The organism is Roseicyclus sp., assembly GCF_018402035.1.
Classification (GTDB): domain Bacteria; phylum Pseudomonadota; class Alphaproteobacteria; order Rhodobacterales; family Rhodobacteraceae; genus Roseicyclus.
Map to the genome: position 1 here is coordinate 289,445 of NZ_JAGYJN010000002.1, position 13,891 is coordinate 303,335.

The 13,891-nt window shown below is 62.3% G+C and carries 15 protein-coding genes; 5 read left to right on the top strand and 10 right to left on the bottom strand.

Translation table 11 applies throughout. From position 1 onward, the window contains the following. The first annotated feature begins 43 nt into the window (after positions 1-43). From KG698_RS05570 to KG698_RS05580, 3 genes are read left to right on the top strand one after another with little or no spacing between them, the layout of a single operon-like run. Complete coding sequence (locus KG698_RS05570) at positions 44-970, top strand: bifunctional riboflavin kinase/FAD synthetase (RefSeq protein WP_213684558.1); 927 nt, start codon at positions 44-46, stop codon at positions 968-970. Continuing rightward, complete coding sequence (locus KG698_RS05575) at positions 967-1,413, top strand: YcgN family cysteine cluster protein (protein WP_213684559.1); 447 nt, start codon at positions 967-969, stop codon at positions 1,411-1,413. The genes KG698_RS05570 and KG698_RS05575 overlap by 4 nt, the downstream gene beginning before the upstream one ends. Next, complete coding sequence (locus KG698_RS05580; protein ID WP_213684560.1) at positions 1,410-2,456, top strand: low specificity L-threonine aldolase; 1,047 nt, start codon at positions 1,410-1,412, stop codon at positions 2,454-2,456. Before KG698_RS05575 ends, KG698_RS05580 begins: the two co-directional genes overlap by 4 nt. 48 nt (positions 2,457-2,504) lie before the next feature. Here KG698_RS05580 and KG698_RS05585 read toward each other — a convergent pair whose 3' ends face one another. Together KG698_RS05585 and KG698_RS05590 are read right to left on the bottom strand one after the other, a co-directional pair. Further along, positions 2,505-3,227, bottom strand: coding sequence for an alpha/beta hydrolase (locus KG698_RS05585; RefSeq protein ID WP_300983003.1), 723 nt, complete (start codon positions 3,225-3,227; stop codon positions 2,505-2,507). 41 nt (positions 3,228-3,268) lie between these two features. Beyond that, positions 3,269-3,871: a 2-hydroxychromene-2-carboxylate isomerase gene (locus KG698_RS05590; RefSeq protein ID WP_213684562.1), complete on the bottom strand. Its 603-nt coding sequence runs from the start codon at positions 3,869-3,871 to the stop codon at positions 3,269-3,271. A gap of 113 nt (positions 3,872-3,984) precedes the next feature. On the opposite strand from KG698_RS05590, the gene KG698_RS05595 reads away from it, so the two are divergent. Continuing rightward, entirely contained in the window at positions 3,985-5,013 is a 1,029-nt protein-coding gene (locus KG698_RS05595; protein ID WP_213684563.1) for a ribose-phosphate pyrophosphokinase, read from the top strand. Between the two features lie 4 nt (positions 5,014-5,017). On the opposite strand, the gene KG698_RS05600 is transcribed toward KG698_RS05595, so the two are convergent. The 8 genes from KG698_RS05600 to KG698_RS05635 form a co-directional block, all read right to left on the bottom strand. Further along, positions 5,018-6,223, bottom strand: coding sequence for an MFS transporter (locus KG698_RS05600; protein ID WP_213684564.1), 1,206 nt, complete (start codon positions 6,221-6,223; stop codon positions 5,018-5,020). Between the two features lie 88 nt (positions 6,224-6,311). Further along, on the bottom strand, positions 6,312-6,665 hold the full coding sequence (locus KG698_RS05605) for an H-type lectin domain-containing protein (RefSeq protein ID WP_213684565.1): 354 nt from the start codon (positions 6,663-6,665) through the stop codon (positions 6,312-6,314). Positions 6,666-6,807: 142 nt separating this feature from the next. Then, entirely contained in the window at positions 6,808-7,227 is a 420-nt protein-coding gene (locus tag KG698_RS05610; RefSeq protein ID WP_213684566.1) for a F0F1 ATP synthase subunit epsilon, read from the bottom strand. Positions 7,228-7,311: 84 nt separating this feature from the next. Further along, positions 7,312-8,736 (bottom strand): F0F1 ATP synthase subunit beta, encoded by a 1,425-nt coding sequence (atpD, locus tag KG698_RS05615; RefSeq protein WP_213684567.1) that lies wholly within the window; start codon positions 8,734-8,736, stop codon positions 7,312-7,314. A gap of 16 nt (positions 8,737-8,752) precedes the next feature. Further along, on the bottom strand, positions 8,753-9,634 hold the full coding sequence (locus tag KG698_RS05620; protein WP_213684568.1) for a F0F1 ATP synthase subunit gamma: 882 nt from the start codon (positions 9,632-9,634) through the stop codon (positions 8,753-8,755). 12 nt (positions 9,635-9,646) lie between these two features. Next, positions 9,647-11,185, bottom strand: coding sequence for a F0F1 ATP synthase subunit alpha (gene atpA, locus KG698_RS05625; protein WP_213684569.1), 1,539 nt, complete (start codon positions 11,183-11,185; stop codon positions 9,647-9,649). Between the two features lies 1 nt (position 11,186). Then, complete coding sequence (locus KG698_RS05630) at positions 11,187-11,747, bottom strand: F0F1 ATP synthase subunit delta (RefSeq protein ID WP_213684570.1); 561 nt, start codon at positions 11,745-11,747, stop codon at positions 11,187-11,189. A gap of 406 nt (positions 11,748-12,153) precedes the next feature. Beyond that, positions 12,154-12,921, bottom strand: a complete 768-nt coding sequence (locus KG698_RS05635; protein ID WP_213684571.1) for a methyltransferase domain-containing protein — start codon at positions 12,919-12,921, stop codon at positions 12,154-12,156. Positions 12,922-12,989: 68 nt separating this feature from the next. Here KG698_RS05635 and gloB point away from each other — a divergent pair, with 68 nt between their 5' ends. Continuing rightward, positions 12,990-13,772 carry a hydroxyacylglutathione hydrolase gene (gene gloB, locus KG698_RS05640; RefSeq protein ID WP_213684572.1) on the top strand — a complete coding sequence of 261 codons (783 nt, stop codon included), beginning with the start codon at positions 12,990-12,992 and terminating at the stop codon, positions 13,770-13,772. Positions 13,773-13,891: the final 119 nt, after the last annotated feature.

The window sequence follows — 13,891 nt, forward strand, 5'->3', positions numbered from 1 at the left end:
GCGGCGCTTGCGCATCATCGCGGGGGCGGCTACGCCAAGCGCCATGCGGATTTTGCGCGACCCACAATACACCCGCCCGCAAGATCGCGGCGCATCGGCGGCCATCGGGAACTTCGATGGCGTGCACCGGGGCCATTGCCATGTGATCGATCTGGCCCGCAGGCCCGGCGCGCCCTTGGGCGTCGTGACATTTGAGCCGCATCCGCGCGCGTATTTCGCCCCCGATGCGCCGGCCTTTCGGCTCATGAATGCAAGTGCGCGGGCGCATCAGCTGGAAAAGCTGGGCGTTGAGATCTTGGCCGAACTCCCCTTTGACGCGCGGCTGGCTGGCCTATCGGCCGAGGCTTTCGCGCGCGATATCTTGGCCCAAGGTTTGGGGCTAAGCCATGTGGTGGTCGGGGCGGATTTCTGTTTCGGACAAGGGCGCAGCGGCACCGCCCCGATGCTGCGCGATTTCGGGGCGCGTTTTGGCTTTGAGGTCACCATCGCCGATCTTTTGACCGCCGACGCGGGCGCTGTGTCGTCGACCGCCATCCGGGCGGCGCTCAGTGCGGGCAACCCGCGCGAGGCGGCCGCGATGCTGGGCCATTGGCACCGGATCGAGGGGCCGGTGCTGCATGGTGACAAGCGCGGGCGCGAATTGGGCTATCCCACCGCGAATATGGCGATCGAAGGGCTGCATGTGCCCAAACTTGGCGTTTATGCCGTGCTGGTCGATGTCTTGGATGGGCCGCATCAAGGCACCTATCACGGTGTCGCCAATCTGGGCATCCGACCCATGTTCATGCGTGAGACGCCCAATCTTGAGACATTCTTGTTCGACTTTTCCGGCGATCTTTATGGTGCCACCGTTTCTGTGGGGCTGGTGGCATATCTGCGCGGCGAGATGCGTTTTGATGGGCTAGATGCGCTGATCGTGCAGATGGACCAAGATAGCCGCGCCGCGCGCGCGGCCTTGGCGCTGACATGAGGGACCGCTTTTGGGAGCGCGTGCCGATGGATCGCATGACGCCCGCGGAATGGGAAGCGCTGTGCGATGGTTGCGGCAAATGCTGCCTCAACAAGCTCGAAGATGAAGAGACAGGCGAGGTCGCGCTGACACGCGTCGCCTGTCGCCTGCTTGATGATGAAAGCTGCCGCTGCGGGCAGTATGAGATTCGCAAAACGCTCGTGCCGGAATGTATCCGCCTGACGCCACAGACCATGGGAGATGTGGCCTATTTCATGCCACAGACCTGCGCCTATCGGTTGTTGCATGAGGGAAAGCCGCTGTCATGGTGGCATCCGCTGGTCTCGGGTGACCCCGAAAGCGTGCATCAGGCAGGGATCAGCATGCGCGGCCTCACGGTGCCGGAATTCGAGGTGCCCGAGGAAGAGTGGGACGATTACATCATCGAGGAGCCGGGCACATGATGTTTGCCAGTGACAATACCGGGCCGGTGCATCCCAAGATCATGGATGCCGTCATGGGCGCCAATGATGGCTACGCCATGCCCTATGGCAATGACGCCATCACCGCCGCCGCGCGCGACGCGGTGCGCGGATTGTTCGAAGCACCCGAGGCGGCGGTGGAATTCGTGGCCACCGGCAGCGTGGCCAATGCGCTGGCCTTGGCCTGTTTGGCAAAGCCTTGGGATGGCGTGTTTTGTCACCGCACCGCGCATGTGGAAGAGGATGAATGCGGCGCGCCCGATTTCTATTCAGGGGCTAAGACGATTCTCATCGATGGCGCGGATGGTAAGATCACGCCCGAGGGGCTTGAGGCCGCGATCATGCAGTGCAAGGGGCGTGGCGTGCATGGCGCACAGCCCGGCCCACTGACCCTGACCAATATCACCGAACGCGGCACGGCCTATAGCTTGGCTGAGATCCGCGCGCTCACCGCCGTCGCACGCGCGCATGGCTTGGCGACCCATCTTGACGGGGCGCGCTTTGCCAATGCCTGCGCAGCGCTCGGATGCAGCCCGGCCGAGATGACCTGGCAAGCGGGCATCGATGCGGTCAGCTTTGGCGGCACCAAGAACGGCTGCATGGGGGTGGAGGCGGTGGTGATGTTCGACCCCGCCCATGGGCGCGAATTGGCGCTGCGCCGCAAGCGCGGGGGGCATCTGTTTTCCAAGCATCGCTATTTGTCCGCACAAATGGTGCCCTACTGCCAAGATGGGCTTTGGCGTGAGATGGCCGTGGCCGCCAATGCGCGCATGGCGCAGTTGGTGCAGGGTTTAGCGCGGGTTCCGGGCGCGCATCTCTGCCATCCTGCTGCGGGCAATCTCGCCTTTATCGAGGTGCCCCGCGCAGCCCATGCGCGCGCTTTTTCAGCTGGGGCGATATACTATCTCTTTGGCGGCACGCTCGACGATGGGCCAGCCGATGCGCAGCTGCGCTGCCGGATCGTATGCGATTGGGCCAAGACGCCCGAAGATGTCGAGCGCTTGCTGGCGGCTTGGGCGGGGTAGCGTTTTCCTTCAGGAAAACGCACGGAAAACCCTAGGTTTTCCGCCCCCTCAATCCAAGAGCGTTGTAATCTCAGCGGCGACTGCGGCGGGATGGGTGATCGGGGCCATATGGCCCGCACCCAGAGCAACCGCGCGGCGCGCCTGCGGGATGGCTGCAGCCAAGGCTGCTTGAATTTCTGCGATAACAGGCGGTGAGCGATCACCTTCGATCAGCAGGGTGGGACAGCGCAACTGCCCCAAACGCGGCAAAAGATTTGCGCGGTCCTCCTCCAGCACGGGCGCACTTTCCGGCACGACCCAGATCCGCGCGGCCATATAGGCGCGCTGCGCCTCTGGCATGGCGGAGAATGGCACGCCGCCGCCCCATTCCGCCAAGAAATGCGCAGCCGCCGCGTCAAGATCGCCTGCCGCAAGCAAGGGGCCAAGCCCGGCCATCATGGCGCGATGCTTTTGCCAACCGGGTTGACCCTTTGCTGCTGCGAAAAGCACCGGCTCGATCAGCGTCAGGCTGGCTACCCGCGCCGGATGGTCGAGCGCCAGCCGCAAGGCGACGCTTGCGCCGAAGCTATGGCCAATCAGATGACTGGGCGCATCGGGCAGATGGCCCAAGGCCAAGTCGGTGCAATGATCGTGATAATCACGGCGAGGGTCGCGCGCCGGGCCGCGCCCATGACCGACCAGATCGGGCGCGACAGATGCGCAACGATCCGCCAAGGCGCGCGCCACACCGTCCCACGCGCCCGCATGGGCAAGCGAGCAATGCAGCAGCATCGCCACCGCGCCCGCATCGCCCCAGCGCCTGATCCCTGCAATCACAGCTTGCCGGAAAGAAACAGATCCAGATCCTCGATCCGGTCCTGACCCCAAAACTTCTCGGACCCGTTGACGATATAGAAAGGTGCGCCAAAGACACCGGCGGCGACCGCCTCTTCGGTGTTGCGGACATATTCCTCGGCACCGGCGAGCATTGCCATGCCCGCAAGGCCGCGATCAAAGCCTGCTTCGGCCAAGCAATCGGCGATCACATCATCCTCGGCAATATCGCGGCGGTCGCGCCACAGCGCCTTGGTAAAGGCATGCACCAGCTTGCCCAGATCACCGCCACCCGCATGTGATGCCGCGATAAACGCATATGCCGAGGGGGCCGCATTCACCGCGCGGAACGGCGGATCAAGATGCATGGGAAGGCCATGCTTGGCCGATAAACGGCGCAATTCCTGCGCGCGCAGCTCCAGGCGCGCGGGGTGACGCTCTTTCGGGGGCACGCCGCCCGTGCGGGGCAAAACCCCGCCTGTCAAATCCACCGGCTTATAGCTGATCGTCGCGTCATTGCGCGCCGCCACCGCCTCCAAGCGCATCCCCGCAAGATAGGTAAAAGGGGACATAGTTGAGAAATAGTAGTCGATATGTGCCATAGGACACCCCTTCCCTTTTCGGCTTTGCGCGACACTAGCCGGGTGCTAGGGGGTGTCAACGCTTCGCGGTGGGGACTGCGCGCGATGCTGCTGCCAAAGGGGACAAGATCACTATGCCTGCACAAGATCCGAAACTGATTTCCGGCAATGCCAACCGCTCGCTCGCCGAGGCAATCTCGCGCCGGATGTCGATGCATCGCGGCATGCAAGTGGGCCTCGTTGATGCGCGCGTCGAACGGTTCAACGATCAAGAAGTCTTTGTCGAAGTCTATGAAAACGTCCGTGGCGAGGACATGTTCATCGTGCAAGGCACCTCAAAACCCGCCAATGACAATTTGATGGAATTGCTGATCATCGCCGATGCGCTGCGCCGGTCCTCGGCTGCGCGCATCACGGCGGTGATTCCCTATTTCGGCTATGCCCGCCAAGACCGCCGCACCAAGGCGCGCACGCCGATTTCCGCCAAGCTGGTGGCCAATATGATGGTCGCCGCAGGCATCGAGCGGGTGCTGACCATGGATCTACACGCCGCCCAGATCCAAGGTTTCTTCGACATTCCCGTGGATAACCTTTATGCCAGCCCGATCTTCGCGCTCGACATCTTGCACCAGTTCGGCGGCGACATGTCCGATGTGATGGTGGTCTCACCCGATGTGGGCGGTGTGGCGCGCGCGCGTGAACTGGCCACGCGAATCGGTGCGCCCTTGGCCATTGTCGACAAACGCCGCGAGCAGGCGGGCGAAGTGGCTGGCATGACCGTGATCGGCGATGTCGCGGGTCACAAATGCATCATCGTCGATGATATCTGCGACACCGCCGGCACGCTGTGCAAAGCCGCCGATGTGCTGATGGAGGCGGGCGCGACCGAGGTGCATGCCTATACCACCCACGGCGTTCTGTCTGGCCCTGCAATCGAACGGCTCTCGGGCTCGGTGTTGAAATCGCTCGTCACCACCGACACGATCGAGGCGACGGCCGCGACCAAGGCCTGTTCGCGGGTGCGCGTGGTGCCCACCGCGCCGATGTTTGCGCAAGCCATCGTCAATATCTGGAACGGCACCAGCGTCTCGTCGTTGTTTGATACGGCCAGCCTCGTGCCAATCTACGAGGGGCTTTATCCCAAGGGCATGTGGGGGCGCTAAACGCTCAGCGCGCGCGCCCCTGCCGCCAAGCGATGGGCAAGATCACGGCCACGATCAGCGCGGCCAAGGCAAATGGCGCGCCCGGCCAATGGATCGGTGCGCCATCGCCCACAAAGACGCCAAAGACCGGCGTAAAGACCAGTGGTGCCATGATCGCCGCCAGCGAGGCCAAGGCCGCGATCACCCCTTGAACCATGCCTTGCTGATCCTCTTCGACGCTATTGGCGGCCATCGCGGTCAAGGTGGGCGGCACAAGATCGGTCAGCGCCGACAACGGCAGCAAGATCGCCACCGCCCAAATTGCGGTCGAAAGGCTAAAGCCCGCGAATGCGACAAAGGCCAGCATCAGCCCCAAAAGCATCAAGCGCCGCTCGCCCAGCCAGATGATCGCGCGCGGCATGACAAAGATCTGCGAGAGCGCGGCCAGAATGCCATAGGCCGATAGGCTCAGCCCGATCACCAGCGTGGACCAGCCGAAAACCTCGCGCCCCCAGAATGACCACAGCGTCACATAGACCATGTTGGCGAATTCAAACAGGCCAAGGCAGATCAACGGGATCGCAAGCCCCGGCAGGCGAAAGGCCCGCAAGATCGTGCCAAACGGGTTCAAATCGCGCAGCGCGAAAGGGCGGCGATGCGCCGGGGGCAGCGATTCGGGCAACACGAAGAGCCCGAAGATGACATTGATCCCTGCCAGTGCCGCCGCCAGCCAAAAGGGTGCCGTGATATGCCACGCCGCCGCGACCCCACCCAGCGCAGGGCCCAAAACAAAGCCCAGCCCAAAGGCGGCCCCGATCAGGCCAAAGCGCGCCGCGCGCCCCTCGGGTGGTGTGATGTCCGAGATATAGGCTGTAGCAGTGATATAGGTCGCCCCCGCCAACCCCGCGAGGGTGCGACCCACCAAAAGCCACCAGAAATTATCGACCAGCGCCATGATGACGTAATCAACCGCCAGAAAGGCCAAGGCCGCCAACAAAACCGGCTTGCGCCCAAAGGCATCTGAAATCGCGCCGACGATGGGCGCGAAAATGAATTGCGCTGCCGCATATGAGGCCAGCAAGACACCGCCCCAAAACGCGCCCTGCCCTGCGCCGGTGGCACCCACGCGGTCCATCAGATCAGGCATGATCGGAAAGACGATGCCGATCCCGATGGCGTCGATCACCATCGTCGCAAGGATGAATAAAAAGGGGCCGGTTGGACGGGTCATGGCCCCCTATCCGGGGCATGCGCGCGCTTGGCAAGATGGCGAAATCGCCCTTAGCGGAACGATGCTGCAATCGCCGCAATTTGGCCACTCAGTAAAGCTGCCAATCATCCTCGGATGCGACTTCGCCCAGCGCCATCCAATCGGCGCGGATACGCGCGACGCGGCTGTCGCCCCATGTGCGAAAGACCAGTTCGAAACCGGCTGTGGTAATCGCCTCGGCCCTCAGATCGGCGCGCTGGTTGGTATTTCCATCCATATCCCACATGGAAATCGCGACCTGCACCATCGGGGCGGTGCGGAAGGGTTGCGCAAAGCTGACCATATGGCGCTTTTCGCGTGGACCATCGCCCGCCCACATCGGGCCGTTATCGGCAAAATCGCTGAACAGCACGATCGAGCCTTGCTCGGCACCGATCAAATGGTTGCGGAACTGCTTGATCATCGGCGCACAAAACCCATGCGATCGACCAAGAACCGGGGCAAACGATGCCTGTACACGATAACTGCCAACCTCGCGGCGATTGTAACAACAAAGGCCCCAACACATGCGCGCGGGGCCTTTTGTCAATGCTTTAGGCGCGCAATCAGCCGACGAGTTGCGACTTTGCCATCTCTAAGTCAGCCACAAGCTTGGCCGCAGCATCAAGGCCGGGCTGGCCAGCGTCACCATCACGCAGCTTGTCATGGGCGGCGCGTGCTTGGCTGATGAAACCATCCATCACATCGGCGGTCACTTCGCTTGCGGGCATGGCTTGCTCGGCCAGAACCGTGATCGCGGGGCCCGCCACATCGGCGAAACCGCCGGTGATGAAATACGCTGTCTCGGCACCGCTTTCGGCACCATCGACCCGCAGAACACCGGGCCGCAGTGTCGTGATCAGCGGCGCGTGATCGGCCATCGCCGTCATATCCCCGTCAGCGGCGGGGATTTGCACGGCGTCCACCGCCATGGAGGCGAGACGCCGCTCGGGCGAGACCAGATCGAATTGCATCTTGGCAGCCATTCGCGGCTCTCCTTTGGGGCAGATTGTGGGTTGCACCCACCCTACGAAAGCTTGCCCGTAGGGTGGGTGCAACCCACCGATGTATTACGCGGCCTCGGCCGCCATGCGTTCGGCTTTCGCAATCACTTCATCGATGCCGCCGACCATGTAGAAGGCCGCTTCGGGCAGGTGATCATACTCGCCCGCAACAACCGCCTTGAACGAGGCGATGGTCACAGCCAGCGGCACCTGAACGCCGTCCGAACCAGTGAAGACCTTGGCCACGTCGAAGGGCTGGCTGAGGAAGCGCTGGATCTTGCGGGCGCGGGCCACGGTCAGCTTGTCCTCTTCCGACAATTCGTCCATCCCGAGGATGGCGATGATGTCCTGAAGCGACTTGTAGCGCTGCAAGATACCCTGCACGGCGCGCGCGACATTGTAATGCTCTTCGCCAAGAATCTTGGGGTCCATCAGGCGCGACGAGCTGTCGAGCGGGTCCACGGCCGGGTAAATGCCAAGCTCCGAGATCGCGCGCGACAACACGGTCGTGGCGTCAAGGTGGGCAAAGGTGGTGGCCGGTGCCGGGTCGGTCAAGTCGTCCGCGGGAACATAGACGGCCTGGATCGAGGTGATCGAACCCGACTTGGTCGAGGTGATCCGTTCCTGCATCTGGCCCATGTCGGTGGCCAGCGTCGGCTGGTAGCCCACCGCCGAAGGGATACGACCGAGCAGCGCCGACACTTCCGAGCCCGCCTGAGTGAAGCGGAAGATGTTGTCCACGAAGAACAACACATCGGTGCCGGACGCATCGCGGAATTGTTCGGCCAAGGTCAGGCCGGTCAGCGCCACACGCGCACGCGCGCCCGGCGGCTCGTTCATCTGGCCGTAAACAAGCGCCACTTGGCTTTCCGCCAGATTGTCGGGCTTGATCACGTTGGATTCGATCATCTCGTGATACAGGTCGTTGCCTTCGCGGGTCCGCTCACCCACGCCTGCAAACACCGAGTAGCCCGAGTGCACCTTGGCGATGTTGTTGATCAGTTCCATGATGAGAACCGTCTTGCCCACGCCCGCGCCGCCGAACAGGCCGATCTTGCCGCCCTTGGAATAGGGGGCCAAAAGGTCGACGACCTTGATGCCGGTCACAAGGATCTCGGACTCGGTCGCCTGCTCGCTGAACTCTGGTGCGGGCTGGTGGATCGAACGGAATTCATCCGCATTGACCGGGCCGCCTTCGTCCACGGGCTCGCCCACGACGTTGAGGATGCGCCCCAGCGTGGCGGTGCCCACGGGAACCATGATCGGGCCACCGGTGTCGGTGACTTTCTGGCCGCGCACAAGACCCTCGGTCGCGTCCATCGCGATGGTGCGCACGGTGCCCTCGCCCAAATGCTGGGCAACTTCGAGCACAAGGCGCTTGCCGCCATTGTCGGTGTTAAGCGCGTTCAAGATCTCGGGCAGGTGATCGTCGAACTGAACGTCGACAACAGCGCCGATGACCTGGGTGATTTTTCCGACTGCATTTGCCATGTCGTGTCTCCGGTTCTTAGAGCGCTTCGGCGCCCGAGATGATTTCGATCAGCTCGTTGGTAATCACGGCCTGACGCGAACGGTTGTATTCGATTGTCAGCCGCTCGATCATATCGCCCGCGTTGCGGGTCGCGTTGTCCATTGCGGACATCCGCGCACCCTGTTCCGAGGCGGCATTTTCCAGCAGCGCGGTAAAGATCTGCGTCGCAACGCCCCGTGGCAGAAGATCTTCCAACACGGCCTCTTCCGAGGGTTCATAGTCGTATTGCGCCCCGCTCGCCTCGGCTCCCGCTGCGGGGGCTTCGAACTGCGCGGGCACGATCTGCGTCGCGGTCGGGATCTGGCTGATCACCGACTGGAAGCGGTTAAAGAAGATGGTGGCGACATCGAATTCGCCCGCATCGAACCGATCCAACACATTGGTTGCGATACGTGCCGCATCCGCATAGCCCAGCCGCTTGACGTCCGACAGATCGACATGCCCGATCATCCGCGCGCTGTGATCACGCTTGAGTTGTTCGCGGCCCTTTTTACCAACGGTCAAGATCTTGACCGTCTTGCCTTGGGCCACAAGCGTGTCGATGGCCACGCGCGCTTTGCGCACGATGGTCGAGTTGAAACCACCGCACAGGCCACGCTCGGCGGTCATGACGACCAGCAGATGCACATCATCCTTGCCCGAGCCCGACAAAAGCCGCGGCCCACCGGCCGATGCATCCACCGCTTGCGCAAGGCCGCTCATCACGGCTTGCATCCGCTCGGCATAGGGGCGCGCAGCCTCCGCCGCGTCCTGCGCACGGCGCAGTTTCGCGGCGGCGACCATCTGCATCGCCTTGGTGATCTTGCGGGTCGATTTGACCGACGCGATCCTGTTTTTGAGGTCCTTAAGATTGGGCATCTGTCAGACCCTTCAGGCGAAATCGGCGGCGAATTCGTCGATTGCAGCCTTGAGTTTCTCGGCATCAGCACCCTTGATCTTGGGATCGCTCTTGGTGATCCACTCCAGCACATCGGCCTTCTTGGTGCGCATGAAGTTAAGGAGCGCCTCTTCGAAACGTCCCACATCAGCGACGGGCAGCTTGTCGAGATAGCCATTGGTACCAGCAAAGATCATGGTGACGATCTCGGCATTGGTCAGCGGCGAATACTGCGGCTGCTTCATCATCTCGGTCAGGCGCGCGCCACGGGCCAACAACTGCTGGGTCGAGGCGTCGAGGTCCGAGCCGAACTGCGCGAATGCCGCCATTTCGCGATATTGCGCCAGCGACAGCTTCACCGGGCCTGCGACCGAGGACATTGCCTTGGTCTGCGCGCTCGAGCCCACGCGGCTCACCGACAGACCCGTGTTCACGGCGGGGCGAATACCCTGGAAGAAGAGTTCCGTCTCAAGGAAGATCTGACCATCGGTGATCGAGATCACGTTGGTCGGGATAAAGGCCGACACGTCGCCGCCCTGCGTCTCGATCACGGGCAATGCGGTCAGCGAGCCCGAACCATTGTCTTCGTTCAGCTTGGCCGAACGCTCCAGCAAGCGAGAGTGGAGGTAGAACACGTCGCCGGGATAAGCTTCGCGGCCCGGCGGGCGGCGCAGCAAAAGCGACATCTGGCGGTAAGCGACGGCCTGCTTGGACAAATCATCATAGATGATCAGCGCATGGCGGCCATTGTCGCGGAAAAACTCCGCCATCGCGGTGGCCGAATAGGGGGCCAAGAACTGCATCGGCGCGGGGTCGGATGCGGTGGCTGCCACGACGATGGTGTATTCCATCGCGCCCGCCTCTTCGAGCTTCTTGACCAGCTGCGCCACGGTCGAGCGCTTCTGACCGACAGCGACGTAGATGCAATAGAGCTTTTTGCTCTCATCGTCGCCGGCAGCATCGTTGTAGGATTTCTGGTTCAAGATCGTGTCGAGCGCCACGGCGGTCTTGCCGGTCTGGCGGTCGCCAATGATCAACTCGCGCTGGCCGCGACCGATTGGGATCATCGCATCGATGGCCTTGAGGCCGGTGGCCATCGGCTCATGCACGGATTTGCGCGGGATAATGCCCGGTGCTTTGACATCGGCCACGCGACGCTCGGATGCCGCGATCGGCCCCTTGCCATCGAGCGGATTGCCAAGACCATCGACCACGCGGCCAAGCAGCGCGTTGCCCGCAGGCACATCCACGATGGCCTTGGTGCGCTTGACGGTGTCGCCTTCTTTGATGTCACGGTCCGAACCGAAGATCACGACGCCGACATTGTCGGATTCGAGGTTCAGCGCCATGCCCCGGATACCGCCGGGGAATTCGACCATCTCGCCTGCCTGCACATTGTCGAGGCCATAGACGCGCGCGATACCGTCGCCGACCGACAGCACGCGGCCAACTTCGGCCACTTCGGCATCCTGGCCGAAATTCTTGATCTGGTCCTTCAGGATCGCAGAGATTTCTGCAGCTTGGATCGCCATGTTAACCGACCTCTTTCATCGTGTTCTGGAGTGCGTTGAGCTTTGCCTTGACCGAAGTATCGATCATGGTCGAGCCCAGCTTTACGACAAGACCGCCGATGAGGCTTTCATCGACGGTCGCATTCAGTTTGACCTCACGCCCGACGGATGCTGCCAAAACCTTGGCAAGCTTGTCGGCTTGGGTTTTCGTCAGTGCCTTGGCCGAAACCACATCGGCTGTCACTTCGCCGTTGTGGATGGCGATCTTTTCGCGCAGCGCGCGCAAGAGCGCGGGCAAAATGAACAAGCGGCGCTTTTGCGCCATCAAGCGCAGCGTATTGCCGGTGATCTGGCTCAACTTCATCGCGGCGGCAAGCTTGCCCATCGCGGCCTCTGTCGCGTCGCGACCATAAAGCGGCGAGGTGATCACATCGCGCAGGTCGGCGCTCTCAGCCAATGCAGCCTCGAGGATGCCAAGATCAGCTTGGAGTGTTTTGAGCGCATCCTCGCCTTTGGCGAGTTCAAACACCGCCGTCGCGTAGCGCGCGGCAATGCCGGTCGAGATTGAAGCTGCTTCGCTCACGTCCACCCTTTCCATATAGGTGGCCCGGCAAGGGCGAATAACCGCCCCCGGGCAAGTCGCGTCTTGGCCGCACGCTGCCGCCACTATCCAATAAATTGCGGCCCATCTAACAGAGCACCCGCAATGCTGCAACCGCGATGTAACCCGCGGGTCAGATTGAAAGCCTCAACAAAACAAAGCGACAGCCCCAAGGTTGATATCTGCGACGCTTTGACCGCATGTCATATCAGTCCATGCCTTCGTCAAAAGGGAATCCCTTTCGCCTCATAGGGTGAAACCGCGCGCGCTTTGCAGGCAATTTCAAAACCCGCATGACACAGGCCGTGATGCGCAGGGTTTTTGGTTTTCCCATTAAATCCGCCCCGGCGGCGTCGATGATAAGCGGATGCTGCGCGCGCAAGCGGTCTTAGCCCAAATCACCTCGGCTGCTGGCCCCGGCAGGTGTCGGCACAGGTACGCCCTCTAGCACCTTAAGCGGTTGGCGCATGCGTTCGGCAAGCCCCGGCTTGGTCGGCGCATGCACGCGCTTTGAGACCTCCAGCAAGATCACACCCCCCGCATAACGCCGCGACAGGCGCGCGCCCATCTTTTCCAACAGCTCCGCCGAGCGCAGCCAAAAGCGGTGATGCGAGGGTGGCGCGAACAGGGCGGCAGCGTGACGTTCGGGTGTGAAATCATGGCGCTTCATCTGCGCCTCAAGCTGGCCCAGCGAGTAGGGCCGCCCAAAGCCGAAGGGCGTCGCGTCGCGCCGCGCCCAAAGCCCAGAGCGGTTTGGCACGATGAACAGCGCCCGCCCCCCCGGCCCCAGCACGCGCGCACATTCCTCTAGCACTGCGGCGGGATGCTCGGATGTCTCCAACCCATGAAGGCAGACGATCTTGTCGGCAATCCCAGTGGCCAAAGGCCACAACCCCTCGCGGCACAAAAGCGAGACATTCTCCATGCCAGCGGGCCATGGCATCACGCCTTGCTCGGCGGGCATGACACCGATCACGCGGCGCGCCTGTCCCAGATAGGGGCGCAACAGCGGCACGGCGAAGCCAAAGCCCACCACGGTCTGGCCCTGCGCCTCGGGCCACAGCGCCAGCATCCGGTCGCGCACCGCCTTTTGTGCAATGCGGCCCAGACTGGTCCGGTAATAGAATTGCCGCAGATCGGTGACGTCGAGATGCATTGCACTAACTTATTGACTGCGCGAGGGTGCGCGCCGCCTGAGTTTGACCCAAGGATGTGACAATTTCCATGCCAGATACCGGACAAAGCCCCGAAATCGTCACTGTTGCCTGTCTGAGCGATAATTATGCCTATCTGGTGCATGATCCGGCCAGCGGCGCCACGGCCGTTTTCGATGTGCCCGAGGTGGCACCGATCATGGCCGCGCTGGCCGCGCGCGGCTGGCAACTGTCCGATATCGTGATCACCCATCACCATGACGATCATACCCAAGGGGTCGCTGCGTTGCGCATGGCGACCGGGGCCAAGGTCTGGGGCGCGCGGGCCGATGCACATCGCCTGCCTCCGCTCGATCGTGCCTTGGCCGAGGGTGATCGCGTCACCATCGGCACGCTTGTGGCCCATGTCATCGATGTGTCCGGCCATACCATCGGCCATCTCGCCTATCATATGCCCAGCGCGGGCGCGGTTTTTACCGCCGATAGCCTGATGGCGCTAGGCTGTGGCCGCCTGTTTGAGGGCAGCGCCGCGCAGATGTGGGAAAGCTTGCAAAAACTGGCCGCGCTGCCGCCTGACACCTTGGTCTGTTCGGGCCATGAATATACCGCATCCAATGCCCGTTTCGCGATGACCATTGAACCGGACAATCGCGCACTTATCTCTCGGTGCGAGGAGATCGAAAAAGCGCGCGCCGCAGGCAGGCCCACGGTGCCGTCGATCTTGGCCACGGAATTGGCCACAAACCCGTTTTTGCGCGCGGCCGATCCCGCCATCGCGCGCAGCCTCGGGTGCGATGGGCAAGACCCGGCCGTTGTTTTTGCACGGATCCGTCGCCTCAAGGATTCGTTCTGAATTCTCTGCCAGCCTATGCATAAAAAATATGCAGCCCGCAGCAGAGCAAGAGATAGAGGGCGAAACACGCCCCGCACACGAAACCTTGTGCAGTTTCCCCTTGAAACGGACGCACAGAA